The 24,676-nt window shown below is 45.4% G+C and carries 28 protein-coding genes; 19 read left to right on the top strand and 9 right to left on the bottom strand.

What is annotated here, in order from left to right; translation table 11 throughout:
- Window positions 1-107: 107 nt before the first annotated feature.
- On the bottom strand, window positions 108-629 hold the full coding sequence (locus IM792_RS19220; RefSeq protein ID WP_194103532.1) for an NADPH-dependent FMN reductase: 522 nt from the start codon (window positions 627-629) through the stop codon (window positions 108-110).
- Between the two features lie 230 nt (window positions 630-859).
- On the opposite strand from IM792_RS19220, the gene IM792_RS19215 reads away from it, so the two are divergent.
- From IM792_RS19215 to lepB, 7 genes are all read left to right on the top strand, one after another.
- A complete protein-coding gene (locus tag IM792_RS19215) occupies window positions 860-1,663 on the top strand; it encodes an AAA family ATPase (protein ID WP_194103531.1) in 804 nt (267 codons plus the stop codon).
- Between the two features lie 3 nt (window positions 1,664-1,666).
- Window positions 1,667-2,581 carry a ParB/RepB/Spo0J family partition protein gene (locus tag IM792_RS19210; RefSeq protein WP_194103530.1) on the top strand — a complete coding sequence of 305 codons (915 nt, stop codon included), beginning with the start codon at window positions 1,667-1,669 and terminating at the stop codon, window positions 2,579-2,581.
- Between the two features lie 153 nt (window positions 2,582-2,734).
- A complete protein-coding gene (locus IM792_RS19205) occupies window positions 2,735-4,153 on the top strand; it encodes an alkaline phosphatase family protein (protein WP_194103529.1) in 1,419 nt (472 codons plus the stop codon).
- Between the two features lie 4 nt (window positions 4,154-4,157).
- Entirely contained in the window at window positions 4,158-5,249 is a 1,092-nt protein-coding gene (locus tag IM792_RS19200; RefSeq protein WP_194103528.1) for a flippase-like domain-containing protein, read from the top strand.
- Between the two features lie 109 nt (window positions 5,250-5,358).
- Window positions 5,359-6,033 (top strand): DUF5683 domain-containing protein, encoded by a 675-nt coding sequence (locus IM792_RS19195; protein ID WP_194103527.1) that lies wholly within the window; start codon window positions 5,359-5,361, stop codon window positions 6,031-6,033.
- A gap of 38 nt (window positions 6,034-6,071) precedes the next feature.
- Window positions 6,072-6,827 carry a 4-hydroxy-tetrahydrodipicolinate reductase gene (gene dapB, locus IM792_RS19190; protein ID WP_194103526.1) on the top strand — a complete coding sequence of 252 codons (756 nt, stop codon included), beginning with the start codon at window positions 6,072-6,074 and terminating at the stop codon, window positions 6,825-6,827.
- A gap of 19 nt (window positions 6,828-6,846) precedes the next feature.
- Window positions 6,847-7,944: a signal peptidase I gene (gene lepB, locus IM792_RS19185; RefSeq protein ID WP_194103525.1), complete on the top strand. Its 1,098-nt coding sequence runs from the start codon at window positions 6,847-6,849 to the stop codon at window positions 7,942-7,944.
- Between the two features lie 79 nt (window positions 7,945-8,023).
- Here lepB and IM792_RS19180 read toward each other — a convergent pair whose 3' ends face one another.
- From IM792_RS19180 to IM792_RS19165, 4 genes are all read right to left on the bottom strand, one after another.
- Entirely contained in the window at window positions 8,024-9,094 is a 1,071-nt protein-coding gene (locus IM792_RS19180) for a PA0069 family radical SAM protein (RefSeq protein WP_194103524.1), read from the bottom strand.
- Between the two features lie 29 nt (window positions 9,095-9,123).
- Entirely contained in the window at window positions 9,124-9,765 is a 642-nt protein-coding gene (locus tag IM792_RS19175; RefSeq protein ID WP_194103523.1) for a response regulator transcription factor, read from the bottom strand.
- A complete protein-coding gene (locus tag IM792_RS19170; RefSeq protein ID WP_194103522.1) occupies window positions 9,731-10,561 on the bottom strand; it encodes a histidine kinase in 831 nt (276 codons plus the stop codon). The genes IM792_RS19175 and IM792_RS19170 overlap by 35 nt, the downstream gene beginning before the upstream one ends.
- 627 nt (window positions 10,562-11,188) lie before the next feature.
- On the bottom strand, window positions 11,189-11,611 hold the full coding sequence (locus tag IM792_RS19165; protein ID WP_194103521.1) for a hypothetical protein: 423 nt from the start codon (window positions 11,609-11,611) through the stop codon (window positions 11,189-11,191).
- A 366-nt stretch (window positions 11,612-11,977) separates the two neighbouring features.
- On the opposite strand from IM792_RS19165, the gene IM792_RS19160 reads away from it, so the two are divergent.
- Both IM792_RS19160 and IM792_RS19155 read left to right on the top strand, forming a co-directional pair.
- Window positions 11,978-12,163, top strand: a complete 186-nt coding sequence (locus IM792_RS19160; protein ID WP_194103520.1) for a CsbD family protein — start codon at window positions 11,978-11,980, stop codon at window positions 12,161-12,163.
- 211 nt (window positions 12,164-12,374) lie between these two features.
- The gene (locus IM792_RS19155; RefSeq protein ID WP_194103519.1) at window positions 12,375-13,103 is read left to right on the top strand and encodes a zinc metallopeptidase; all 729 of its coding nucleotides are present in this window, start codon (window positions 12,375-12,377) and stop codon (window positions 13,101-13,103) included.
- A 143-nt stretch (window positions 13,104-13,246) separates the two neighbouring features.
- On the opposite strand, the gene apaG is transcribed toward IM792_RS19155, so the two are convergent.
- The gene (gene apaG / locus IM792_RS19150) at window positions 13,247-13,633 is read right to left on the bottom strand and encodes a Co2+/Mg2+ efflux protein ApaG (RefSeq protein ID WP_194103518.1); all 387 of its coding nucleotides are present in this window, start codon (window positions 13,631-13,633) and stop codon (window positions 13,247-13,249) included.
- A gap of 50 nt (window positions 13,634-13,683) precedes the next feature.
- Window positions 13,684-14,676 (bottom strand): tRNA dihydrouridine synthase DusB, encoded by a 993-nt coding sequence (gene dusB, locus IM792_RS19145; RefSeq protein WP_194103517.1) that lies wholly within the window; start codon window positions 14,674-14,676, stop codon window positions 13,684-13,686.
- Between the two features lie 42 nt (window positions 14,677-14,718).
- Here dusB and IM792_RS19140 point away from each other — a divergent pair, with 42 nt between their 5' ends.
- From IM792_RS19140 to IM792_RS19095, 10 genes are all read left to right on the top strand, one after another.
- Entirely contained in the window at window positions 14,719-15,651 is a 933-nt protein-coding gene (locus tag IM792_RS19140) for a CPBP family intramembrane glutamic endopeptidase (protein WP_194103516.1), read from the top strand.
- Entirely contained in the window at window positions 15,651-15,863 is a 213-nt protein-coding gene (locus IM792_RS19135; RefSeq protein ID WP_194103515.1) for a DUF2007 domain-containing protein, read from the top strand. The genes IM792_RS19140 and IM792_RS19135 overlap by 1 nt, the downstream gene beginning before the upstream one ends.
- Window positions 15,860-16,663 (top strand): phosphatidate cytidylyltransferase, encoded by an 804-nt coding sequence (locus tag IM792_RS19130; RefSeq protein WP_194103514.1) that lies wholly within the window; start codon window positions 15,860-15,862, stop codon window positions 16,661-16,663. Before IM792_RS19135 ends, IM792_RS19130 begins: the two co-directional genes overlap by 4 nt.
- Before the next feature lie 36 nt (window positions 16,664-16,699).
- Window positions 16,700-17,401, top strand: a complete 702-nt coding sequence (locus IM792_RS19125; protein ID WP_194103513.1) for a phosphatidylserine decarboxylase family protein — start codon at window positions 16,700-16,702, stop codon at window positions 17,399-17,401.
- A gap of 93 nt (window positions 17,402-17,494) precedes the next feature.
- Window positions 17,495-17,830, top strand: coding sequence for a tRNA-binding protein (locus tag IM792_RS19120; RefSeq protein ID WP_194103512.1), 336 nt, complete (start codon window positions 17,495-17,497; stop codon window positions 17,828-17,830).
- A gap of 2 nt (window positions 17,831-17,832) precedes the next feature.
- The gene (locus IM792_RS19115; protein WP_194103511.1) at window positions 17,833-18,207 is read left to right on the top strand and encodes an SdpI family protein; all 375 of its coding nucleotides are present in this window, start codon (window positions 17,833-17,835) and stop codon (window positions 18,205-18,207) included.
- Window positions 18,207-18,680, top strand: a complete 474-nt coding sequence (locus IM792_RS19110; protein WP_194103510.1) for a nucleoside deaminase — start codon at window positions 18,207-18,209, stop codon at window positions 18,678-18,680. Before IM792_RS19115 ends, IM792_RS19110 begins: the two co-directional genes overlap by 1 nt.
- Before the next feature lie 220 nt (window positions 18,681-18,900).
- Window positions 18,901-19,512: a superoxide dismutase gene (locus tag IM792_RS19105; protein ID WP_194103509.1), complete on the top strand. Its 612-nt coding sequence runs from the start codon at window positions 18,901-18,903 to the stop codon at window positions 19,510-19,512.
- Window positions 19,513-19,608: 96 nt separating this feature from the next.
- A complete protein-coding gene (locus tag IM792_RS19100) occupies window positions 19,609-20,613 on the top strand; it encodes a zinc-binding dehydrogenase (protein ID WP_194103508.1) in 1,005 nt (334 codons plus the stop codon).
- Window positions 20,613-21,620 carry a ferredoxin--NADP reductase gene (locus tag IM792_RS19095; protein WP_194103507.1) on the top strand — a complete coding sequence of 336 codons (1,008 nt, stop codon included), beginning with the start codon at window positions 20,613-20,615 and terminating at the stop codon, window positions 21,618-21,620. The genes IM792_RS19100 and IM792_RS19095 overlap by 1 nt, the downstream gene beginning before the upstream one ends.
- 91 nt (window positions 21,621-21,711) lie before the next feature.
- Here IM792_RS19095 and IM792_RS19090 read toward each other — a convergent pair whose 3' ends face one another.
- Window positions 21,712-22,647 (bottom strand): hydrogen peroxide-inducible genes activator, encoded by a 936-nt coding sequence (locus IM792_RS19090; protein ID WP_194103506.1) that lies wholly within the window; start codon window positions 22,645-22,647, stop codon window positions 21,712-21,714.
- Window positions 22,648-22,778: 131 nt separating this feature from the next.
- Window positions 22,779-24,614: a glutamine--fructose-6-phosphate transaminase (isomerizing) gene (glmS, locus tag IM792_RS19085; RefSeq protein WP_194103505.1), complete on the bottom strand. Its 1,836-nt coding sequence runs from the start codon at window positions 24,612-24,614 to the stop codon at window positions 22,779-22,781.
- Between the last annotated feature and the right edge of the window lie 62 nt (window positions 24,615-24,676).

The following is a 24,676-nucleotide window of genomic DNA, read 5'->3' as shown; positions in this document are numbered from 1 at the left end:
TCTTTAGGATATTCTTCGGGATAAGTCGCTCGAGGATTGCTTCGTACCTCGCAAGGACGCGAATATTAGAGCCCTCGCCTCCAGGAGGATATAAGAGGGGTAAGGTTTCAATACTTCACAAACTTTTCAATCTGCTCCTCAGTATACTTTATAGTATCAGCATTAAACAGGTTGCCATCAGCATCAAACTCCTTGCTTATGGATGGAATATGGAGTTTTAACGGCAGCACATGCAGGTGCATGTAGTTGCATACACCGGTAAAGTGATCAACCCCGCGTATGTTGCCGTACTTGCCCGATGATACACCTACCAGTGCGGCCTTCTTTTCATAAAAGCTATCGGGCCATGCGCAGGCATCAATAAATGTTTTTAATATGCCGGGGAAACTGCCATTATATTCAGGGATGATGAATATGAATTTTTGCGTGGCCGTTATCATCTCCTGTATGGGTTTAAAGGCTTCGCTGCGCTTGCCATAAAGGTCGGTAGCTATAAGGGTGGCCGGTAATTCCTCAAGCGAAAACACCCGGGCGTCCTGCCCTTTTTCTGCAAGGCGTTTTTTATAGTATTGGGCCAATTTTAAGGTGGCGCTACCCTCGCGGTTTGTTGATGATATAATGGTGATCACGGTAATGATGCTGGTTTTTACTATGCGATAAACAACTGATGGTTTTAAGGTTATACCAACGCGTTTAAGGCATTAATATGTTAAATTTTGTTTGTAAGTTGGCATTTACTGTGGATTGCCGATGAGTTTTATTACTTATCTTAGCATCCGGTAAAAAACCGTTACGAAGGTAGAATTTATGTAGCTATTCTTCGTTATTATAAGTCTTGATTGTAAAGGAAAAATAAAGCATGAGTAAAATAATAGCTTTGGCCAACCAAAAAGGTGGCGTGGGTAAAACCACTTCATCAATTAACCTGGCCGCAAGTTTAGCCGTACTTGAATATAAAACCCTGTTGGTTGATGCCGATCCGCAGGCCAACTCTACATCGGGTATTGGCTTTGACCCGCGAAATATAACAGCCAGCATTTACGAGTGCATCATAAATCAGATCGATCCGCATGAGGCTATCCAGAAAACGGATACCCCAAACCTTGATCTGCTGCCCGCGCATATCGACCTTGTTGGTGCCGAGATAGAGATGATCAACCTGGCCGGTCGCGAATACAAAATGAAACAGGTGCTTGACAGCGTGCGCGATGAATATGATTTTATCATCATTGATTGCTCACCATCATTAGGCCTTATCACCATCAACGCCCTAACCGCTGCCGACTCGGTAATTGTGCCGGTACAGTGCGAGTATTTCGCGTTAGAGGGCCTGGGTAAATTGTTGAACACCATCAAAATTGTTCAATCGCGCTTGAATACTACCTTAGAGATCGAGGGTATATTATTAACCATGTATGATGTGAGGCTGCGCCTGTCAAACCAGGTGGTTGAAGAAGTACGTACTCATTTTGAGGATATGGTATTTGATACCATTATACAGCGCAACACCCGCTTAAGCGAGGCGCCAAGCTTTGGTGTATCGGTAATTATGCACGATGCTAATTGTAAAGGCGCTATCAATTACCTTAACCTTGCCCGCGAAATTGTGAGCAAAAACGGCCTGGTTAAAAGTAAACTACAGGAAACTACAGAGAGTATATAATACATGAGTGCAGAAAAAAGAAAGGCCCTGGGCAAAGGATTAAGTGCGCTGCTGAACGACTCTGTTGATGTACTTCCGAATAATAAAAGAACTAACACCGATGCCACGCAACCCTCAGAAGCGGGTGGCTTAGGCTCGGTTAATGAGATAAAGATTGACCTGATAGAGGTAAACCCCTATCAGCCACGTACCGAGTTTGACAGCGAGGCACTGGCCGAACTATCTGATTCGATAAAACTGCAAGGGCTTATTCAGCCTATTACCGTGCGCCAGGCAGGGCATAACCACTACCAGCTAATATCGGGCGAGCGCCGTTTGCGTGCTTCAAAGATGGCCGGCCTGGTTAGCATACCGGCTTACGTACGTACCGCTAACGACCAGCAAATGCTGGAGATGGCACTTATCGAGAACATTCAGCGTGAAAACCTGAATGCTATTGAGGTAGCCCTGAGCTTTCAGCGCATGTTGGATGAACTCGATCTGAAACAGGAAGAACTTGGCGACCGTGTAAGCAAAAACCGCTCGACAGTTACCAACTACCTGCGCCTGCTTAAATTGCCGCCTGCCATACAGGTATCGCTGCGCGATGGCGAGATAACTATGGGGCACGCCAAAGCATTGATAAACGTTGGCGACCCGGTAAAGCAGCTTTATTTTCACCAGCAGATCATCAGCCACGATCTATCGGTACGTAAAACCGAGGAGATGGTACGCGAGGCACAACGCAACCCGGTAAAAAAGGAAGGCAAACAGCCTGAGCCATTAAGCTTCCAGGTGCAAAAAATACAGGATGAGCTGGCCTCAAAATTCAGCACCCGTGTAAAACTTAAAATGAATACGCAGGGTAAAGGCAGCATCGAGATACCTTTCCTGTCCGAAGATGACCTGAACCGCATCCTCGAAATGCTGGATTGGTAGTTACTGTTAAGTTTGAATTATAAAATTGCATATATTTAAGGCGCTCTTAAACACATTGCATTAAAATAAAAAGCCGTTTTTACGGTTATAGGCAAAGGTTGATGGCAACATCAGCCTTTTTTTGTCGTTCAGTTTTTTTACTTGATTTAATTTATGACGAATAAAAAGCGGGTGCTTTTTTACCTGGTTGATGGCGCTCACAGCGAGATAATGCCCGAGTTGATAGCCAATGGCACTCTACCTAATATAAAACGCATTATTGACGAGGGCACAATCCGCAAGGCCACAAGTTGCTTTCCGTCAACCACAGGGCCGGCGTATCTGCCGTTTTTAACGGGGCACTTTCCGGGCACTATGGGTATTACCGGTATACGCTGGTTTGATAAGCAGGAGTTTAAGCGTACCCGCTGGAACAAAATGGCCATGCGATCGTACTGCGGACCCGAGGCTGCCTTTTTTAATACCGATATGCCTGCCGATAAGCCTACGCTGTTTGAGCTGATGGGCGAATCGTACAACCTGTACAACATGATCACCCGTAATGTTAAGGATGAGTATGACCTGGGTAAAAAAGGTAAGGGTTTGCTGTATACCCGCGCGCATTTCTGGAAACGCCATCACCCGGTTGACCACCAGGGGCATCAGCGTGTGATGGAGATGCTGCAATCGGGCAAGGATTTTGATTTTCTGTTCGCCGTTTTCCCGAGTGTTGATTGGGATTCGCACTACCATGATGTTCGCGACTCGCGTACCATCGAGGCATATAAAATTGTAGATAACAGTTTGGCTGAGGTAAGGGCGCTGCTCGAAAAGCAGGGCAAATGGGATGATACCCTGTTTGTATTAACATCCGACCATGGCCTGACACCAACCCATACCCATTTGGATGTGGGCGATTGGTTCACCAACAACGGACTGAAATCTGTTTACTACCCCGTGATCTGGAAAAGCAACCCCAAATCAGCTGTAATGATTTCGGGCAACTCATTTGGCGCTGTACATTTGCTTGATCATAAAGGCGACCATGTACTGCGCGAAAAGCAGATATTCGAGCTGATGGGTAAGGAGCGCTTTGATAAATTATTGAACGAGAACGCCATCGACTTCTCCACCTATCGCGGCGAAGCCGAGAACACTTATTATGTACACAATCAGGATGGGCGCGCTCTGATAAAAAAGGAGGGTGAAACCTACAGCTATCGCCCCGAAACGGCCGATACCCTTAAGCTTGGCGGTGATGTAACCGTAACCGGTCACCGTGCGGCATTGGAGGCTACTTTTGAGGGCGAATATCCGGATGCCTTGTTCCAGATACATCAGTTGTTTCAAAGCCGCCGCGCGGGCGATATTGTTTTGAGCGCCAGCCTGGGCCATGATCTGCGCGATTTTTGGGAATACCCGGAGCATCTGGGCTCGCATGGTTCGTTGCACAGGCTGCACATGCACGTGCCATTAATTTACAATCAAAAGGACTGGGCTACGCACCCTGCCCGCACCGCCGATCTGTTCAATACCATTTTGAAATGGAAAGGCATCACCCCACAATCATCCGAAGGCGAACCCCTGTTTTAACCTTATGCAAACTAACCCCACCACACCCGCCGTTACCGAAGATAAGGAGCCTGAAAAGGAATCGGTTTTCAATAAAAAGCTGATCATCAAAGGTTCGCTTTGGTTCGCGCTAATCACTATCGCTACTATAGCAGGCATCTTTTTTTATAACAACACCGGCGATGCACTTAAGGCGCTCTCGCACATATCGGGCAAGTACATCATCATTTGCCTCATCATGCTGTTTGTTGATCTGATGCTGGGCGGATGGCGCAACCACATCTACATACAAAAGCTGGCGCCGGGCGTGTCGCAATGGGTAAGTTTCAGGGCTAACGTGGCCAATATGTTCATGGGGGCGGTAACACCGGCGCATGGCGGCGCGGGGCCCGCTCAAATTTATATGTATACCAGCAACGGCGTTACTTTTATTGATGCCTTTGCCGTGAGCCTTATCAACATGGGGGCTACACTGATATTTATGCCCGCCGCGGGTTTCATTGCCATTATGCTGATGGATACCAGCTATGTAAGCGGCATAGTGCCTGCCATGCTGCAATATGGCTTTATATTCTTCTTTTTGTTTTTGATCGCTTTTTTGCTGGCCTTTTGGAAACCGGTTTGGATAGCAGCCGCCATTAAACAGATCGCGAAGCTGCTATCAAAAATATTCCCGAAGAAAAAAGAGAACCTATACAACTGGGCCGAAAAATCGGGCGCTAACATAGCGCGTTATCAGCAAACCTGCCGGGTTATATTAAAGCAAAACCCGTGGCTGTTTCCATTGAGTATCTTGATCACCACCTTGCTGTATCTAAATAAATACTGCCTGCAATATGTTATCCTGCTGGGGCTGGGTATTCATACCAGTTTGGTACAGGTTATTTCGATACAGATACTCATCCAGTTCATGATCTACTTTGCGCCGAGCCCCGGTGGCAGCGGTTTTGCCGAGGTAGGTATATCAGTACTGTTCGGTAAAATAGTGCCTAAAACAGCCATCCCGATATTTACGCTGCTGCAACGTTCGTTCCTGCTGTTTATACCGGCCATGATCGGCGCTTACTGCGTTATTAGCCTGTTGCGTAAACAATCGGTAAAATATTCGGCCAGCTGATTATAATTTTGTTAAGCCTGTAATAATTAGCCGTTTTTAGTGTTGATAGATAGCTGCGGGTGCATTTTATTTTCAGATAATGCCGTAGTATTTATAGATTTGACTGATAATGTATAAAAAGCTGTTTATCCTTTTATTGCTGGCCGGTTTAGCCGTTAGTGCACAGGCGCAAACTCCTGATACCGCCGGGGTGGCCAAACCTGCCGATACCCTTAAAGTAAAAAAGGAACCTGCCAAACCCCGTCTGGCGCCATCGGCAGTGAGGGATAACTTTAAAAATCAGCCTGATACTTTGCATAGTCCGCATAAGGCGGTTATTCGCTCGCTGATAATACCGGGCTGGGGGCAGTTATATAACCATAAATGGTGGAAAGTGCCTATAGTTTACGGAGGTTTAGGTTTAATAGGCTCGGCCATTATATTCAACCAAAACTACTACAGCCAGTTTTTAACCATTGCCCAATACCGTCGCCGTGGCGAGCAGCCATCACCCGGCGATAAATACTATACCGAATACCAGGCATTCAGCACCGCGAGCGATACCTTTATTGAGAACGCCGTGAACAGCTACCGCCGTAACCGCGATCTGGCTATATTAGGTATGCTGGGCGGCTGGGGCATACAAATGATAGATGCTTACATTGATGCCAAGTTCATCCACTCGTATAGTATGGATGATAACCTGTCGTTCAAAGTACGCCCGGGCCTGATAGGTCAGCCTATGTACGCGGGTAATTTTAATACTGCATTTGTTCCGGCTATAAAAGTTACCTTTGCCTTTTAAATGCTAACTTAACGGCAAAAACATCACAACTATAAAAAATGAAGATTGCGCTATTAGGTTACGGTAAAATGGGTAAGATAATTGAAAAGATCGCCACTGACCGCAACCACGAGATCGTTTTAAAGATAGATAACGATAACCTGCACGAGCTTACCGTAGAGAACCTGCAACAAGCCGATGCCGCCATTGAATTTACTACGCCGGGCTCGGTAATTAACAATATTGCTACTTGTGTTAAGGCCGGTGTGCCGGTAGTTGTAGGCACCACAGGCTGGTATGATAATATTGTCGAAGTAAAGGAAAACTGCCTGCAAGGCAATGGCTCGGTAATGTATGCATCAAACTTTAGCGTGGGCGTAAATGTGTTTTTTAAGGTAAACCAACTGCTTGCCAAAATAATGAACAACTACCCGTACTATGATGTACAGGTAGAGGAGATACACCACGTACATAAGCTTGATTCGCCAAGCGGAACGGCAATCACCATTGCCGAAGGTATTTTAGATAACATTGACAGCAAGAAAGATTGGGCTAACATACTGATATCTGAAGACCCTGCCGCGCATACTGATGATAATTTGAAGCCTGAACAGTTACTGATAGAATCGCACCGTATTGATAGCGTACCGGGCACCCATACCGTTATATACGATTCGGAGGTTGATACCATCGAGTTCAAGCACACGGCACACAACCGTAATGGTTTTGCCCTGGGCGCGGTATTAGCCGCCGAATGGCTGCAACCTAAAAAAGGTTTTTATACCGTGCACGATATGTTTAAGTTTGATATTTAATCAGTTATAAATTATACTAATGAACTGGAGATTTTGGCGAAAGAAAGACGCTAATAAAAAGAAAAGCGCCTCGCGCGAGTGGTTCGATGCCATATTGTTCGCGGTAATTGCCGCCACCTTGATACGTACCTTTTTTATTGAGGCTTATACCATACCAACCCCATCCATGGAGCGTTCACTGCTTGTGGGCGACTTTCTGTTTGTAAGCAAGGTAAATTACGGCGCACGTATGCCCATGACGCCGATATCATTCCCGTTCGCGCACCATACCATGCCTGTTTTAAATACCAAAGCATATTGGGATGGCATTAAGCTGCCTTACTACCGCTTGCCGGGTTTAAGTGATGTTAAACGTGGCGATGTCGTGGTATTCAACTACCCGATGGAGGCCGATTCGCCATACTACCGCCCGGTTGATAAGCGCGAGAATTACATCAAACGTTGCCAGGGCGAACCCGGCGATACACTGGCCATACTTAACGCGCAGGTTTACGTAAACGGCAAAATGGCCAACAACCCGCCTGAAGCACAAACTGATTACTCAGTTAGTACCACCAGCGGCGGCGAGTACAACCCGGATGTGTATAAGGAGCTGAATATATCTGACTATAACGGCGACGGGCACCTGACCATGACCACCGACGCGGCTAAAAAACTGCGCGCTTATCCGGGTATTAAAGGCGTTACTCCAAATATTTCGCCGCGTGACCTGGACGATCCGTTTTTGCCGGTTTTCCCTAACGATCCGCATTATAAGTGGAATGTTGATAACTACGGCCCTATCATCATCCCTAAAAAAGGGTGGACGGTTAAGCTCGATAGCCTGACCATACCTATTTACAAACGCGCCATACAGGTGTACGAGAATAACCAGGTACAGGTAAACGGCAACGAAATAACCATCAACGGTAAAAAAGCCGACAGCTATACCTTTAAAATGAACTATTACTGGATGATGGGCGATAACCGCCATGATTCGGCCGACTCACGCTACTGGGGTTTTGTGCCCGAGGATCATATTGTGGGCAAGGCCCTGTTCATTTGGATGAGCTGGGATAGTAACGAATCATTCTTCAGCAAAATACGCTGGAGCCGTTTGTTCAGAGGCGTACATTAATAAGACAGTATCTTACAATATTCAAAAGTCCCGGCAGGCAACCCTGTCCGGGACTTTTTTTTGTGGTGGATAAGGGGCATTAAAACAAACTTGTTTGCCTGCCATTTTTAGGTGTAAAATGAGTATAGTCAAAAGGTGGCATTTCGCGCCCGGCCATAAAGCGGTTGCATGCCATCCTGAACATTTGGTGTATTGATTCGGCAATCTTACCATCACCGCTCATGCGGCGGCCAAAGTTGCTGTCGTTAAGTTGCCCATCATGGCAGGCACGTATCATGTTTAGCACCTTTTCAGCCCTGTCGGGGAAAGCTTTGTGCACCCAGTCGGTAAATATTTCGGCTATGCTGCCATTCAGCCTAACAATGGTAAACCCGGCCGATACGGCTCCACGGTCTGCCGCTGCCTTGATAATATCGGGTACCTCGCTACTATTTAATCCGGGGATGATTGGTGCCGCCATAACCCTTACCGGCACATTAATTTGCGATAGTTTTTGAATAACCGCCAATCGGCCTGTCGCGGTAACGGTACGCGGTTCCAGCTTTTGCCGCAGATCCTCATTCAGCGAGGTGATGGATACGTTTACATGCACCAGGTTAAGCTTGGCCATTTCGGCCAGTATATCCACATCGCGCAGTATCAGGTTGTTTTTGGTGATAAAACTTACCGGGTTTTTGTAGCGTAAAAATACTTCGAGCAGGCGACGGGTAATTTTTAACCGGCGTTCAATAGGCTGATAACAATCAGTATTGCCGGATAGCACGATGCAAACCGGCTCGTAATTCTTTTTATTAAAATATTGCTCAAGCAATTCGGGGGCATTACGCTTAACAATTATCTTGCGCTCAAAATCGAGCCCGGCACTAAAGCCATAGTATTCGTGGCTGTTGCGCGCGTAACAATATATACAGCCATGTTCACAACCCTGGTAGGGGTTAATAGAGTGCATATGGCTCAGGTCGGGACTGTTTGATTCGCTTACAATTTTCTTCGGCGATTCCTCATACAACTGCGTAGCCGTATTTTCGAGCATGGGCTCATCAAGGCCCTCAATATGCTCTAATACATATTTGCTCTTTAAAAATTTGTTATGGGTGTTTACCTGCGCCCCTCTGCCCTTAAAAAACTCCGGATTATCCTCATGTGCCATAGCACAAATTTGCTAAAAATATTAGCAAATTACAATTCTATCATCTTGTTTTTTATGGCGTATAATACCAGGCCAACACGGCTTTTTATTTGCAGTTTTTCAAAAAGCTGATCGCGGTAACCATCAACCGTGCGCACACTAACACACATTTGGTCGGCAATTTCCTTATAGGTAAGTTCGGTACCTGCCAGGCGTAAAAACTCCAGCTCGCGGTTATTGAGCTTTACATCAGCAGCCTGCTCGTTAAAGTTGTTTATGAGGTGGCGGGTAACAAAATCGGGGTAATAAACCTCGCCCTCGGCAACGCGTTTAAGGGCTGTTTCAAACTCGCCGGGTTCGGCATCCTTAAGCAGGTAGCCTTTTACGCCAAGCCTCACCATAGCCAGCACCTTTTCGGCATCCTCAAACATGGATAGTACAATGATATACACATCCGGATGATTTACGCGCAGCCATTTGGCCGTTTCAATGCCATCCATTATGGGCATGTTAATATCAAGCAGTACTACGTGGGGTTTATTTTTGGGCGATATCTTTCGGGTGAGTTCCTCGCCGTTGCCGGCTTCAAACAGAATGTTGAATCCGCCTAAATTATTTATCAGTGAAACAATGCCGCTTCTAAAAAGCCTATGATCATCAACCAGTGCTATCTGGATGGTTTCGGTTAACATACTTCTGTTCTGCTAAGGGGTCAAGCGAAATTTTAATACTACAACCGCTGCCTGGCTGGCTGTTTATTTTAGCCGAACCGCCAATAATAGCAGCCCTGCTCTCCATGTTCCTAAGTCCCGATCCACTGTTTTCGCCCAGCTTATCGGCAACTTCGAAACCTACGCCGTCATCTTCAATACTCAAAATAAACAGATTTGGACTATAATTCAAACTTATGGCCAAATTTTGTGCATTTGAGTATTTCAGCGCGTTGTTTAACCCTTCCTGAAATATGCGGAATAATACCAGTTCGCGCTCGGCACCCAAGGGGTACTGCTCGCCATCAAATAATAGCTTGGTTTTTACAAGACCGCTCTTGTTAACACGGTCAAGTTCGGCCTCGATAGCGCTTTGCAGGCCCAGGCTTTTTATGCGCTCAAAGCTCAGGCTTTTTGAAAGATCGCGCAGATCGCTTATGGCCTGGGTGATCAGTTCGCGGTTATCATCAATTTTTTGATGGCGCTGCTGCTCGTCGAGTGTTTTTAATGAGGATAATGAAAGTTTTACGAATGAGAGTACCTGCCCGATGTTGTCATGTATCTCGCGGCTTATGTGGCTGAGGGTTTGCTCTTGTATCTCCACCTGTGCCTTTAGCATCTCCTGACTAAACTGCATGCGCATAAGCGAACGCTCGTTAACATAGGCATTATGCTTACGTTGATAGAAGAACATAAAGCCAATAATAAATATACCCATCAGCAAAAGCAGGATGGTGCCAACAACTATGAGTAGGAGATTCTCTTGCGACTGAAGCATATAAATGATACTGCCAGACAAGAATACAAAATAAAATTGGCCATATTAGATATTATCACCCACAACTCGAAGTAATAATAGCTTTTACGGGATACCATATACGATAACGCGCAAAAGAAACAGAACTCGAGCAGGCAAAAAAATAGCAACCCGGTATTCACCCAAAAGTCGCTCATATGTATCAGTGATATATGCTGATCAGTTTGTTGCTGCATTAAATGGTAAAAATACATACACACCAGCGTAATAAGTGTGCTGTATTGTACGATTATGGCAAAAGTAGCCATGTTCCAAAACCCTTGAATAAAAACAATATCGATAACTGTAAAAGCTATTACACCCACAATTATACCTGTTAGCATTTTATGCAAACGTTGAGGTAGAGTTTTGGTTATGAATGTACTGAAGAAAGCAAATTCTATAGCGATAACCATATTATTGATCCAGGCATTGTTATGGTTGATCACAAAAAGATGATAAACGGAACATACCTCGAATATACAGATGAATAGTAAATACGGAAAGAATGCCGCATACGGGGTATGCGACATTCTTTTATATTGTATTCCTGCCACTGTTAATGACAGCATTTCGAAAAAAAGATAGATATACTGAAGCATATAATTATTATGGGCAATTTGATGGAGGGCAAATAGCCGCATGATTTAATCCATATCCGGGACCTCCACCTCCAACAAGCTCTTTCTTTTTCAATAGAGAATCATCATTTAACTGATCCTTATTTTTACCATCCTCGTAACGGGTAGCTACCAAAACAACGGTTAATCTGTCGTCATCAGGTGTTGGCAGATCTTCCGAGTCGTGCACACCAAAATAAATGCGAAGGCCGTCAGCCTTATTATCATTAAAAAGCTGCTCAACAGCTTCGCGAGGGAACCATACACATTTTGAATCGAATTTCGGATCGTAATCACTGCATATTTCCTCTTTATCACCTTTACGTATCCTTTTAACGGTACGTTGGTAATTTTTCATTAGTTTTTCAAGTTGTGCGCGTGTTACATCGGGCTGTTGAAACTTACTTGCCATTTTAATGTTTAATTAAATTAATAAGGGTGTTGATCTTGGGGTGTAAAGCTACTAAGCACACAAAATAAAAAGGCACCGTTTTTTCACGGTATTTAAATGGGTTTAAGTTCATATAAAATACCGTGAAGTGGGTATTTTGCATTTATGCTATCGGGCAGATATTTGTAGCAGCAGAAATATGATACGCAACAGCATGCCGGTTCGTATCGTATAAAAAATAGGGGTATTTTTCTGCTTATACAAAGATCATCCTCCACGCAGGTTTGTGTGGGGGATTTTCTTTTTTTATAGCCCTGCTCATCTTTAGATTCAACAAACAATGCCTGCCGCGGCTTGTTATCATCACACATCTTAAATAAAAACATTATGGATAAGTTAGAATTAAAGGGCGGCTGGAACGAGTTGAAAGGCAAAATAAAACAAGCCTATGGCGACCTTACCGATGATGACCTGAAACACGAGGAAGGCAAGGATGATGAAACCCTTGGCCGCTTGCAACAAAAGCTTGGCAAAAGCCGCGAAGATCTGGTAAAATGGATCAATAGCTTATAAAACAATAAAGGCTCTCAAAAAACTGAGAGCCTTTATTGTTTTATTACTTATTAGAGAGTTATTACAAACCCTGCTATTTTGGCATTAGCTATATGCATTAATGGCATTTTACAGCGTAATTAAACTTATCAGCACACAAAAACCCTTAGCTACACCGTTTGTTAAATACACGGAATGCTTTTTGAATATACATTAGTATAAAATTTAAAAGATGATAAGTTTAGCTTTTATAACCGGATTTATAACTTATAACTCCGCCATATTTTTGATGCTTGCCATTGCCGTTGTGAGCTTTATTGTTCAGTGGCGATTTAAGAGCAAATTCAAGCAATACTCTGAGATCGGTTTGCTTTCAGGCCTGTCGGGCGCTGAGATAGCTGAGCGTATGCTGCGCGATCATGGTATTAGCGATGTACGTGTAATATCAGTTGAAGGCCAGCTTACCGACCACTATAACCCGACCGATAAGACGGTTAACCTTAGCCCCGATGTTTACCACAGCCGCAGTGTTGCAGCCGCGGCCGTTGCCGCGCACGAGTGCGGGCACGCTGTGCAGCATGCCAGGGCTTATGGCTGGTTAACATTCCGCTCGGCTATGGTACCGGTAATTAATGTGGCATCAACCCTTACGCAGTGGACGCTTACTATAGGTATATTGCTGCTATTTTTTGCTCATACACCCTGGGTGCTGGCTATTGGCGTTGCGGCTTTGGCTATAGTAACAACATTCAGCTTTATTACGCTGCCTGTTGAATTTGATGCCAGTAACCGCGCCCTGGCTTGGTTAAATAACAACTATAACGTAATGCAAACCAACGAGGAACACGCGCAAGCCAAGGACGCCTTGTGGTGGGCAGCCATGACCTACGTTGTAGCAGCGCTAAGTGCTTTAGCAACATTGCTGTATTACGCTCAGTTTCTTTTTGGGAGAAGGGACTAATTGAGAATCGAGAATTAAGATTCAACAAATAAGACAAATGAAAAGCCCGATTGAAATAATCAATCGGGCTTTCTCTTTATTCTGAATTTGTAGTTTCTACTATCTTAATTCTTGCTTCTTAACTCTCGATTCTCAAAAAAAAATCAATTCATCCTATACGGAGCTACCAGATGGAATTCAGGGATAATTACATCAAACTGGGCATTATCCAGCAGGCGCACCATTTGGTATTCGCCTTTCATGGTGCCGATATCGGTTTTCAGGTTACAGCCTGATACGTACTCGTGCGAGCTGCCCGGCTCAATTACCGGTTGTTGGCCTACTACGCCTTCGCCCTCTACTTCGCGCTTTACGCCGTTCGAGTCAAATATCAGCCAGTGCCTGCTAAGCAATTGCACAGCATAAGCACTCGTGTTTTCGATGTTTATTTTATAAGCGAACATAAAATGATCGTTCGCCGGATTGGAATATTCGGGTTGGTATATGGTTTCAACTGAAACCCTCACGCCGTCAGTTATCGTGGTAACCATGATCAAAGATTCTTGGTGTTAAATCAAATTTAAAATAATCATGGCAAAAATCACACCATTTCTGCCGAATATTTCAATTCAACCTCTGAAAGTATGTCCTGCACTTCATCAATGGTGGCCGCTGTCACTAAACGCATGCGGTATTCCTTAAAGTGATTAATGCCTTTAAAATAATTTGAATAATGCCTGCGCATTTCAAAAATGCCGGTTTTGAGGCCTTTCCACTCAATTGATTTCTCAAGGTGGGTACGGCACACCTCAACGCGTTCGGCAACGGTTGGGCCTTCTAAAAATTCGCTGGTCTTAAAAAAATGTTTTACTTCCCTAAATATCCAGGGGTAGCCTATTGATGCCCGGCCGATCATCATTCCGTCCACTTCATACTCCATGCGCCAGTCGGCAGCCTTTTGCGGCGAATCAATATCGCCATTGCCAAAAATAGGGATGTGTATGCGCGGGTTCTTTTTAATATCGCGTATCAATGTCCAGTCGGCCACGCCTTTGTACATTTGGGCACGGGTACGGCCATGTATGGTAAGCGCCTTTATGCCTACATCCTGTAAGCGTTCGGCCACTTCGTAAACATTCTTGGTATCATCATTCCAGCCCAGGCGGGTTTTAACCGTTACGGGCAGGTGGGTAGCTTCAACAACGGCCTTGGTCATGGCTACCATTTTATCAATATCCTGCAATAAGCTGGCGCCGGCGCCGCGGCAGGCTACTTGCTTAACCGGGCAGCCATAATTGATATCCATCAGGTCAGGACCTGCCTGTGTGGCAATTTCGGTAGCCTCGCGCATATGGTCAATATCGCTGCCAAATATCTGGATGCCGATAGGGCGCTCGTACTCAAAAATATCGAGCTTTTTGATGCTTTTGGCGGCATCGCGTATCAAACCTTCGGACGAGATGAACTCCGTATACATCATATCCGCGCCGTTTTGTTTGCACACGTAACGGAACGGCGGATCGCTCACGTCTTCCATCGGCGCCAACAACAGCGGGAACTCTCCCAGATCAATATTTCCTATTCGTACTGACATCCCTTATCTTTAAGCCCTGCAAAAATACGATTTTTTATAAACATGACAGAACACCCTGATTATCATATAAAACCCATAAGGCAATTACTATACCTAATACTGGTTACTACTGCGTTTACCGTTCTTGCCAATTTGATATCGCTGGCGCTGATTGCCCTTATATATGGTAAAGATACTATCAGCCAACTGCAAGGCGTAGGCTTAGGCTCGCCGCAGGAGGTTATTGATTCGCTTAAAATAGCCTTAGCAATAGGCACTACCACGGGTATGTTTTTGGCGCCGGCCTGGTTTTTTTCGCGCTATATTGTTTATGATGTTGATGAATACATTAAGCCAAATACCAATTACAACAACCTGTTGATATTGATCGTGATAGGCATCATGGCGGCATCATTACCCGTTATGGAGATGCTAATCAACATTAATGAAAAACTGGTACTGCCTGAGTTTTTAAAAGGTGTTGAGCGATGGATGCGCGAATCAGAAGATGACACGAACCGCATGATAGAAGCTGTAGTGCAAACCGATACCACCGGGCACCTGATCATATCAATGCTGATTGTAGCCCTGTTGCCCGCTATTGGCGAGGAATTTATGTTTCGAGGCTGCCTGCAAACCATAGTAGGGCAATGGACGGGTAATAAACATGCTGCCGTTTGGATAACCGCCATCCTGTTTAGTGCTATGCACATGCAGTTCTTCGGCTTTTTGCCGAGGCTTGCCCTGGGTGTGATATTTGGCTACATGGCCGCCTACAGTGGAAGTATTTGGCCGGGAGTAATTGGCCACTTTATTAACAATGGTTTGGCGGTAATATCGGTATACCTGTACCAAAACAAAAAAATTGACATTGACCCGAACAATAACCACATTTTTAATTACCCTGTGTATATAATCAGCTTTATAATTATTTTATTTTTGTTGTGGCTTTTTAAAAATGTTGCATCGGGCAAAAGGAGCATTCCCGAGTATTAATGGAAAAGAACTGGGTAAAAATTTTTACTTCATTTAACTTTTATCAGTCCGAGATCATTAAACAGGTGCTTACCGAGCACCAGATTGATGCGGTATTGCTTAACCGGCAAGACTCATCGCACCGCGCCTTTGGCAACATTGAAGTTTATGTACATCAGGAGGATTTTAGTCATGCCATCGAGATCATGATCCTCAATCAAATTAATATATGAGATTACGCGCCATTACAGGCTTCTTTTTTGTGATAGTTATGCTGGGCTCGGTTTTGCTTGGCAATTCAGTTTTCACCGTTTTTTATTTAGCGCTAAGCGTTTTTTGCCTGCACGAGTTTAACGGCCTGGTAAAACAAGGCACCGCCGACCCTAACCGTTACAGCGGATTGCTTAACGGTATAATTGTTTTTTTAGCATTCGCTGCGCAGTGCTATTTTCCGTCAAAATTCCTGTTGTTCTTACTACCGGTAATACTGGGTTCCATCTATATACAGGAGCTTTATAAAAAGTCAGAGTCACCGTTTAACAACATAGCATACTGCTTTTTGGGTTTGCTGTTCACCATTACGCCATTCACCTTTTTTCATGCTATAGCTTTTATTGATGGCAGCTTCAACTTCCATTTGCCTTTGGGTTTTTTGCTGATGCTTTGGGCTAATGATACCGGCGCTTATTTGGTAGGCAGCCAGCTGGGCAGGGTAAAACTATTCCCCCGCCACTCGCCTAAAAAAACCTGGGAGGGCTTTATTGGCGGCATTATTATTACCGCCGGCGTAGCTGTTGCCCTGAGCCATTATTATGGTGAGTATAGCTGGAAACAATGGGTATCAGTAGGTATACTCATCAGCACGTTCGGCACCATGGGCGATCTGATAGAATCCATGTTCAAGCGCAGCATCAACGTAAAGGATAGCGGTGGCATACTGCCCGGCCACGGCGGTTTGCTGGATAGGTTTGACGGACTTTTGTTAGCCGCGCCTATTGTTTATGCTTACCTGTACTTCATAACAAATGCGTAGCTTTGCGCCATTAATAAACTATTATAAAAAAGCGTCATGACCATTCATAAAGAAGGTTACACCTCCATCGCCCTTTGCATATTGTTCATTTTTGTACTGAACGCGGTTATACAGTTCTATTATCCGCACGCCGAGGCATTAAAGTGGGTTATCTACATACTATCATTCCTGCTGTTTATTATCATCCTGCAATTCTTCCGCAGCCCGGGCATCCGCATAGCGGTTGATGAAACCAAGGTGCTTTGCCCTGCTGATGGTAAGGTGGTAGTAATTGAAGAAGCCGAGGAAACCGAATTTTTGAAGGACAAAAGGATACAGCTTTCGGTATTCATGTCGCCAATAAACGTACACGTTAACCGTAACCCTATAGCGGGCGTGGTTAAATACTTTAAATACCACCCGGGTAAATACCTGGTGGCCTGGCATCCAAAATCATCAACCGAGAATGAGCGTACCACCATCGTTATAGAAAATCACGTAGGTGTACCGGTACTATTCCGCCAGATAGCAGGCGCGCTTGCCCGCCGTATTGTATGGTATGTCAAGGAGGGTGATGTGGTTGAGCAAGGCCAGCAATTCGGCTTTATCAAATTTGGTTCAAGGGTTGATCTTTTTCTGCCTTTAGGCTCAAAGATCAACGTAAACATAGGCGATGTGGTTAAAGGCGGCCGCACCATTTTGGCTGAACTACCTGCCGTGGGCGAGCCCGTGAAAGCCCCTGCTGTTAACGAAGCTTAATACATACATCAGTATAAATATAAAAAGAGCGATAGGTTGATGAAACCCGTCGCTCTTTTTGTTACTCCCCGTTCAACTGTTACATTTGCCTTTATGGAAACTATATCCTGGAATGATTTTGAAAAGGTAGAGCTACGCGCCGGTACCATATTGGAGGCTGTTGATTACCCCGAAGCACGCAAGCCAGCCTATAAGGTAAGGGTTGACTTTGGCGAATTCGGCATCAAATGGTCGAGCGCGCAGATCACCAAACATTACACAAAGGATGAACTGGTGGGCAGGCAGATAGTAGGGGTTATCAATTTTCCGAAAAAGCAGATCGGCAAATTCATGTCGGAATTTTTGGTGACCGGCTTTGCCGACGAGAATGGCGACATTGTGTTAACCGCCCTTGAACGCCCTGTACCCAACGGACATAAACTGATATAACTATGGAACTGCTGCATTGGATGATAGGCCCGCAACTGATAGGGGTAATATTTATTATTGTGGGCTATATTCAACAGCGTTTTCCTCCGCGTAAAATAAACCCGCTTTATGGCTACCGCATGCCCAGCTCCATGAAGAACCAGCAAACCTGGGACGAGGGCAACCGATACGCTGCCCGCTACATGGTGCGCTCGGGCTTTGTATTAACTATGCTGGGTGTTATTACAACCACCTTTTTAGGTTTTATAAATATTGATAAGGATACCTTTATGATGATAACCGCCATGCTGCTTATACCATCGGCCATTGGGTCGTGCATTATGCTGGTGGTATCAACAGAGAAACACTTGTCGCGCACATTTGATAATAAGATATAATGCGATACATCAGCTTTGAGGGCGAACCCAACATATCGCCCGACGATTTTTTTATGAACGAAGCCCTCATTGAGGCCAAACAAGCACTGGCTGAGGACGAGATACCCATTGGTGCCATTGTGGTGTGTAAAGGCAAGATCATTGGTCGTGGCCATAACCTTACCGAGCGCCTTAATGATGTATCGGCACATGCCGAAATGCAGGCCTTAACAGCCGCGGCGAACTATATGGGCGGCAAATATTTAAAGGAATGTACGCTATACGTTACGCTCGAGCCCTGCGTAATGTGCGCCGGGGCATCATACTGGTTCCAGTTATCGCGCATAGTATTCGGTGCTTACGATCAGCGCATGGGGTTTGGCCGGCTCAACCAAAAAATAACCCACCCCAAAACCGAAATAGTAGGCGGCATTCGCGAAAACGAATGCGCCGAGCTGGTAAGGAATTTTTTTAAGGGGAAAAGGAAATCTTGAACATTATTCTTGAACCAGAATTTTCGGAATTAATGAATTATCAGAATTAAAAAAAACATTCTGTCTATTCTCAAATTCTGTAAATTCTGGTTCAAGACAAAAGAACTCCGGTTCAGAAAGTTTCCGACCAACAAATGACATTTATTTTAGAACAATATGTCAATTGCGGACTTATATTTGCTAACACAACTATAGTAGTAAACTTTAAAACACAAATATCATGGCTTTTACACTACCTGCGTTACCATACGCACCCGAAGCATTAGAACCGCACATTGATAAAGCTACCATGGAAATTCACCACGGCAAGCACCACCAGGCTTATGTTACCAACCTTAACAAAGCTTTAGAGGGCAAACCGGAGGCTGATAGCAGCATTGAGGATATTGTTACCAACATATCAAAATACCCTGCCGCGGTACGCAACAATGGTGGTGGCCATTACAACCACTCGCTGTTCTGGACTTTGTTAGGCCCTAACGCCGGTGGCGCGCCAACAGGTGCTTTGGCCGAGGCTATCAACAGCACTTTCGGTTCGTTTGATGAATTGAAAACCAAACTATCTGATGCCGGTGCTACCCGTTTTGGTTCGGGCTGGGCATGGTTAATTGTTACTGCCGATAAAAAACTGGCTGTAACTTCAACCCCTAACCAGGATAACCCATTAATGGATGTTGCCGAAGTAAAAGGTACACCCATTTTAGGTATCGACGTTTGGGAGCATGCTTACTACCTGAAATACCAAAACCGTCGCCCTGATTACTTAGCGGCAATATGGAACGTTATTAACTGGGAAAAAGTAGCTGAGCTTTATACTAAAGCAACTGCTTAATTTTCGCCAACGGCTTTAATACCAAAGCGGCAGGATGCTAAACATTCTGCCGCTTTTTTGTTATAAGATTTAGCGCTTTAACGCGTATTTATATTTATGAAGGCAATAGTATTAGAAGGATTAAACCAACCCTTAGCTATAAAGGATATTGAAAAGCCCACCCCTCAGCCGGGCGAGGTTTTGGTGCAACTAAAGGCGGCATCACTAAACCGCCGCGACTGGTGGATAACGCAGGGCAAGTACGCGGGTATATCATACCCATGTGTTATAGGGTCTGACGGGGCGGGCGTTGTTGTTGCAGCGGGCAGCGATGCCGAAAGCCAGTGGCTAAATAAAGAGGTGGTGATATACCCCGCGCGTGGCTGGGGCGAAAGCCCGTCCCATCAATCAAAGGATTTTAACATTATCGGCCTGCCACCCAACCAAGGCACATTCGCCGAATATATTAGCGTACCGGTGGCTGACCTGCAAGTTAAACCCACGCATTTAAACTGGGAGCAAACCGCTACGCTGCCCGTTGCCGGGTTAACCACCTTTAGAGCGCTATTTACCAAAGGCCAGGCCCAAAAAGGCGATAAGGTTTTGATAACCGGCGTGGGCGGTGGTACCGGCGCTTTCGCCTTGCAATACGCTGTTGCCGCGGGTTGCCAGGTATTTGTTACTTCCGGCTCGGCCGAGAAGATAGATAGGGCACGGCATCTTGGCGCTTCGGCAGGGGTTAACTATAAGGCGCAGGATTGGGCCGAACAATTGCTGCAATTATCAGGCGGTGGCTTTGATGTGATCATTGACAGCGCGCTGGGCAATGGCTTTGAAAAGCTGGTAGATATTTGCAAACCCGGCGGTCGTATTGTGTTTTTTGGCGGCACGGCGGGCACCATTCCTGAACTTAACGGACGTAAGATATTCTGGAACCATATCAGCATATTGGGCACCACCCTCGGTACCGCCGCCGAGTTTGAGCAGATGCTGCAATTTATCAGTGAGCATAAAATTGAACCGGTTATTGATGAAGTACTCCCATTAGCCTATGCCGAAAAGGCCATCAGGAGGATGGATGATTCAAGTCAGTTTGGTAAGCTGGTATTAAGTATTGGCTGATGCTGCAATTAAGGGTTGAAAAAATAACGCACGAAACCGCCGATACATCCACCTATTACCTGAGCAATACATCAGGAGAGAAAGTGAATTATCGGGCCGGGCAGTTCATCACGCTGGTGTTCAATCATCACCATGAGGAGATACGCCGCTCGTATTCGCTCAGTTCATCACCCGATGAAGATCTGCTGGCCATCACTATAAAGCGTATTCCCAATGGTGAGATCTCCCGATATATGTTTACCAAAATAGGGGTGGGCGATGTATTAAATGCTGTTGAACCTGCCGGGCGTTTTGTTATTCATCACCCGGAGGAGAAGAAGGACATCATCATCTTCGCGGCAGGGAGTGGCATAACGCCGGTATTCTCACAGCTTAAATATATTTTAGGCCGAGAGGGTGAAAGCAATATAACTCTTATCTATAGTAGCCTTAATGAGTTATCAATAATTTTTAAGACACCGCTTGATGCACTTGCAAAAAGCCATCCCGACAGGCTAAAAGTGATATATTTATTAAGCAGCGATGCTAATCGCCTTAATAACATTATGGCCGAGAAATTGGTTAGGCAGCACACGCCAAACGGTTTACTAAATACCGATTTTTACCTGTGCGGGCCTTTTGCCTACATGCGTATGCTTAAAATGACGCTGTTGTTTATGGGCATTGAACCGCAACGCATCCGCAAGGAAAATTTTGTGATAGATACCGTAGCCGTTACGCCGCCGGCATTAAATTATGCGCCGCGCAAGGTTGGCATTAGCCATAAGGGCGAGCATTACGATATTATAGCAGGCGAAAATCAATCTATACTACAGGCGGCGCTGCAAAACGGCATCAAGCTATCATACAGTTGCCGTGCGGGCGTGTGCTCAGCCTGCGCGGTAATCTGCAAAAGCGGCAAGGTTGAAATGGCCCGCAACGATGTACTCACTCCCGACGACATAGCCGCAGGCTGGATACTCACCTGCACCGCCCACCCGCTAACGGACGTGGAGATAGAGGGGTAGTGGTTAGAGATTAGTAATTAGTGGTTAGTTTTTTAGAACACTGATTCATTGTTTTACCAATTACTGATCACTAATCTCCAACCATCAATCACTAAATATCCATTATCTCTTTCTTCTTTTTCGTTTTCAGCCTTTTGGGAATGAATTCGAGTATCTCATTTTTGAGGGCTTCTATCATGCGGCGCTTAAGGAAGTTGCGGGGCATTACAATGCTTACCTCGCGCGCCGGTTCCGGAGATTTAAAGTAGCGCACCCTGTCCAGTTGTTTTTCGGTCAGGTCCGCAAGGGCGAGTTCGGGCAGAATGGTGGCGCCGTTGTTTTGATCCACCATGCGTTTAAGCGTTTCAACGCTGCCCGTATTGTATTCAAAGTGCTGAAAACCGCGTGTGCTTTTACGGCGCTGGCAAATGTTCAGCACCTGCTCGCGCATGCAGTGGCCCTCGTTAAGCACCCATATTTCTTCCACATCAATATCATCGGGCTGTATGGCCTTCTTTTTGAACAGGTTGCTATCGCGCGATACGTAGGCCACAAAGTTCTCGTAAAAAACAGGAATCTCCACCAAAGCCGCCTCATGCAATGGGGTTGAAAGTATACCACAATCAAGCATACCCATTTTTAGTTGCTGGATGATCTGCTCGGTAGTTTGCTCCCACACCACCAGTTTAACCTGCGGATATTTTTCAATAAAGCTGGTGATGATCTTAGGCAGCACATACGGCGATATGGTTGGAATGATACCCACCTTCAACTCGCCTGATAGTTCCTTTTGCCTGTCGCTGATTATCTCCTTGATCTTCTCACTCTCAGCCAATAGCACGCGGGCCTGGCTAATTACTTCGATGCCTATTTCTGTAGGTATAACGGGCTGCTTGGTGCGGTCAAAAAGCTTAACGCCTAAGTTGTCCTCCAGCTTTTGTACCTGCATACTGAGGGTAGGTTGGGTAACAAAACATTTTTCGGCGGCGGTAACAAAACTGCGGTAAGTGTCAACGGCTACAATGTATTCCAGCTGTGTAATGGTCATTATAGATTTAATTGATGCAAATTTAAAATAATCATCGATTTATTCTATATGAATTTATTTTTGCTGTTACAGGAAATAAAAACGGCTCGTAACCATCGCTACGAGCCGTTAAAAATCATTTTAAGATGGTGTTATTCAACCGTTACCGACTTCGCCAGGTTACGCGGTTGATCCACATTACAACCCCGCATTACAGCGATATGGTACGACAGTAATTGCAGCGGAATAGTAGCTACCAGCGGCACAAAGGCCTCGCCGGTTTGCGGTATCTCAATTATATAGTCGGCCATATCCTTAACCTCGGTATCGCCCTCGCTAACTATGGCTATCACCCGGCCTCCGCGTGCTTTAACTTCCTGTATATTGCTGATCACTTTCTCGTACGATGAATGCTTGGTAGCGATGAATACCACCGGCATTTCGGCATCAATAAGCGCGATAGGGCCGTGTTTCATCTCCGCCGCCGGATAACCCTCGGCATGTATGTACGATATTTCCTTCAGCTTTAATGCCCCCTCCAAAGCCACCGGGAATGAGCTCCCTCTGCCAAGGAACAAACAATTGCTGCTATCCTTAAACTTGGCGGCTATCTCCTTTATCTTGTCGTTGGTTTTTAAGGCCTTTTCAATGAGGGTTGGTATGGCGTCCAGCTCGGTAAGGTATTCTATCAGTTTGCTTTGGGTAATGGCACCACGCTGCTGCGCCATGTAAAAAGCCATCAGCGTTAAAACCGTAACCTGCGAGGTAAAGGCTTTGGTTGATGCCACGCCAATTTCAGGGCCGGCATGCGTATATACACCGGCATGCGTAATACGGGGGATAGATGCACCCACCACATTACAAACACCAAATATGGTAGCGCCTTTTTCTTTAGCCAGCTCCAAAGCTGCCATAGTATCGGCCGTTTCACCGGATTGGGAGATGGCTATCACCACATCCTTTTCGGTAATGATGGGGTTACGATACCTGAATTCCGACGCGTATTCAACCTCAACGGGTATGCGGGCATACTCCTCAATTAAATACTCGCCCACCAAACCGGCATGCCATGATGTACCACAGGCCACAATAATTATCCGGTCGAGATTTCGGAGTTTATCAGCATACTCCTTTATGCCACCCAACTGCACATTACCCTGTTGCGGGTAGATACGCCCGCGCAAACAATCACGAATTGATCGTGGCTGCTCGTATATCTCCTTAAGCATAAAGTGGTCATACCCGCCTTTTTCAAGCATTTCCAGCTTCAGGTCAAGCTCCTGGATGTATGGTGTCTGTACCGTATTGTCAATATTCTTGATCAACAGATCCTCACGTGTTATGTAAGCTATCTCATTATCATTAAGGTAGATCACATTCTTGGTGTACTCTACAATCGGCGTAGCGTCCGATGCGATAAAGTATTCGCCCTCGCCCACACCAATTACCATCGGGCTGCCCTTGCGTGCCGCTATCAGCAGGTTAGGGTCGTCCTCGCTCATAATAACGATGGCGTAAGCGCCTATTACCTTGGTCAGGGCTATGCGCACGGCATCTTTCAGGTCGATACCTGTTGATGTTGCTATATCCTCAACCAAATGTATTAGCACCTCGGTATCCGTATCGCTTTTAAATACATGGCCCTTGGCCAACAGGGTTTCCTTAATGGTGGCATAGTTTTCAATAATACCATTGTGGATGATGGTTAGCTTACGATCGTTTGAGGCATGCGGGTGTGAGTTACGGTCGCTTGGCGCTCCGTGTGTGGCCCAACGTGTATGGCCCATGCCGATGGTGCTTGCAACAGGCAAATCCTTAGCGAATTCTTCGAGCGCGCTTACCTTGCCTGCTTTTTTATATACCTTAAGTCCGTTATTGTGTATTGATATGCCCGCGCTATCGTACCCGCGATATTCCAGCCGGTGCAGGCCCTTTATTATGATAGAAAAGGCCTCACGATGGCCTATGTATCCTACTATTCCGCACATTGTTTATAGGTTTTTGTTTATAGATTGATAGCTGCAAATGTAATCAGCTTAACACAAACAAA

The organism is Mucilaginibacter sp. JRF, assembly GCF_015223065.1.
Classification (GTDB): domain Bacteria; phylum Bacteroidota; class Bacteroidia; order Sphingobacteriales; family Sphingobacteriaceae; genus Mucilaginibacter.
Note: the sequence above shows the minus strand (reverse complement) of the source record. Positions and strands in the feature narration are given on the sequence as shown.

What these genes read in the sequence shown, in the direction of transcription:
- IM792_RS19090 (WP_194103506.1), bottom strand. Translation starts at nt 22,647, where the DNA reads ATGACCATTACACAGCTGGAATACATTGTAGCCGTTGACACTTACCGC.
- IM792_RS19200 (WP_194103528.1), top strand. Translation starts at nt 4,158, where the DNA reads ATGCAAACTAACCCCACCACACCCGCCGTTACCGAAGATAAGGAGCCT.
- IM792_RS19105 (WP_194103509.1), top strand. Translation starts at nt 18,901, where the DNA reads ATGGCTTTTACACTACCTGCGTTACCATACGCACCCGAAGCATTAGAA.
- IM792_RS19180 (WP_194103524.1), bottom strand. Translation starts at nt 9,094, where the DNA reads ATGGCACATGAGGATAATCCGGAGTTTTTTAAGGGCAGAGGGGCGCAG.
- IM792_RS19095 (WP_194103507.1), top strand. Translation starts at nt 20,613, where the DNA reads ATGCTGCAATTAAGGGTTGAAAAAATAACGCACGAAACCGCCGATACA.
- IM792_RS19125 (WP_194103513.1), top strand. Translation starts at nt 16,700, where the DNA reads ATGACCATTCATAAAGAAGGTTACACCTCCATCGCCCTTTGCATATTG.
- IM792_RS19135 (WP_194103515.1), top strand. Translation starts at nt 15,651, where the DNA reads ATGGAAAAGAACTGGGTAAAAATTTTTACTTCATTTAACTTTTATCAG.
- IM792_RS19205 (WP_194103529.1), top strand. Translation starts at nt 2,735, where the DNA reads ATGACGAATAAAAAGCGGGTGCTTTTTTACCTGGTTGATGGCGCTCAC.
- IM792_RS19165 (WP_194103521.1), bottom strand. Translation starts at nt 11,611, where the DNA reads ATGGCAAGTAAGTTTCAACAGCCCGATGTAACACGCGCACAACTTGAA.
- dusB (WP_194103517.1), bottom strand. Translation starts at nt 14,676, where the DNA reads ATGTCAGTACGAATAGGAAATATTGATCTGGGAGAGTTCCCGCTGTTG.
- IM792_RS19120 (WP_194103512.1), top strand. Translation starts at nt 17,495, where the DNA reads ATGGAAACTATATCCTGGAATGATTTTGAAAAGGTAGAGCTACGCGCC.
- lepB (WP_194103525.1), top strand. Translation starts at nt 6,847, where the DNA reads ATGAACTGGAGATTTTGGCGAAAGAAAGACGCTAATAAAAAGAAAAGC.
- IM792_RS19195 (WP_194103527.1), top strand. Translation starts at nt 5,359, where the DNA reads ATGTATAAAAAGCTGTTTATCCTTTTATTGCTGGCCGGTTTAGCCGTT.
- IM792_RS19210 (WP_194103530.1), top strand. Translation starts at nt 1,667, where the DNA reads ATGAGTGCAGAAAAAAGAAAGGCCCTGGGCAAAGGATTAAGTGCGCTG.
- IM792_RS19115 (WP_194103511.1), top strand. Translation starts at nt 17,833, where the DNA reads ATGGAACTGCTGCATTGGATGATAGGCCCGCAACTGATAGGGGTAATA.
- IM792_RS19130 (WP_194103514.1), top strand. Translation starts at nt 15,860, where the DNA reads ATGAGATTACGCGCCATTACAGGCTTCTTTTTTGTGATAGTTATGCTG.
- IM792_RS19215 (WP_194103531.1), top strand. Translation starts at nt 860, where the DNA reads ATGAGTAAAATAATAGCTTTGGCCAACCAAAAAGGTGGCGTGGGTAAA.
- IM792_RS19140 (WP_194103516.1), top strand. Translation starts at nt 14,719, where the DNA reads ATGACAGAACACCCTGATTATCATATAAAACCCATAAGGCAATTACTA.
- glmS (WP_194103505.1), bottom strand. Translation starts at nt 24,614, where the DNA reads ATGTGCGGAATAGTAGGATACATAGGCCATCGTGAGGCCTTTTCTATC.
- IM792_RS19100 (WP_194103508.1), top strand. Translation starts at nt 19,609, where the DNA reads ATGAAGGCAATAGTATTAGAAGGATTAAACCAACCCTTAGCTATAAAG.
- apaG (WP_194103518.1), bottom strand. Translation starts at nt 13,633, where the DNA reads ATGGTTACCACGATAACTGACGGCGTGAGGGTTTCAGTTGAAACCATA.
- IM792_RS19170 (WP_194103522.1), bottom strand. Translation starts at nt 10,561, where the DNA reads ATGCTTCAGTCGCAAGAGAATCTCCTACTCATAGTTGTTGGCACCATC.
- IM792_RS19160 (WP_194103520.1), top strand. Translation starts at nt 11,978, where the DNA reads ATGGATAAGTTAGAATTAAAGGGCGGCTGGAACGAGTTGAAAGGCAAA.
- IM792_RS19155 (WP_194103519.1), top strand. Translation starts at nt 12,375, where the DNA reads ATGATAAGTTTAGCTTTTATAACCGGATTTATAACTTATAACTCCGCC.
- IM792_RS19110 (WP_194103510.1), top strand. Translation starts at nt 18,207, where the DNA reads ATGCGATACATCAGCTTTGAGGGCGAACCCAACATATCGCCCGACGAT.
- dapB (WP_194103526.1), top strand. Translation starts at nt 6,072, where the DNA reads ATGAAGATTGCGCTATTAGGTTACGGTAAAATGGGTAAGATAATTGAA.
- IM792_RS19175 (WP_194103523.1), bottom strand. Translation starts at nt 9,765, where the DNA reads ATGTTAACCGAAACCATCCAGATAGCACTGGTTGATGATCATAGGCTT.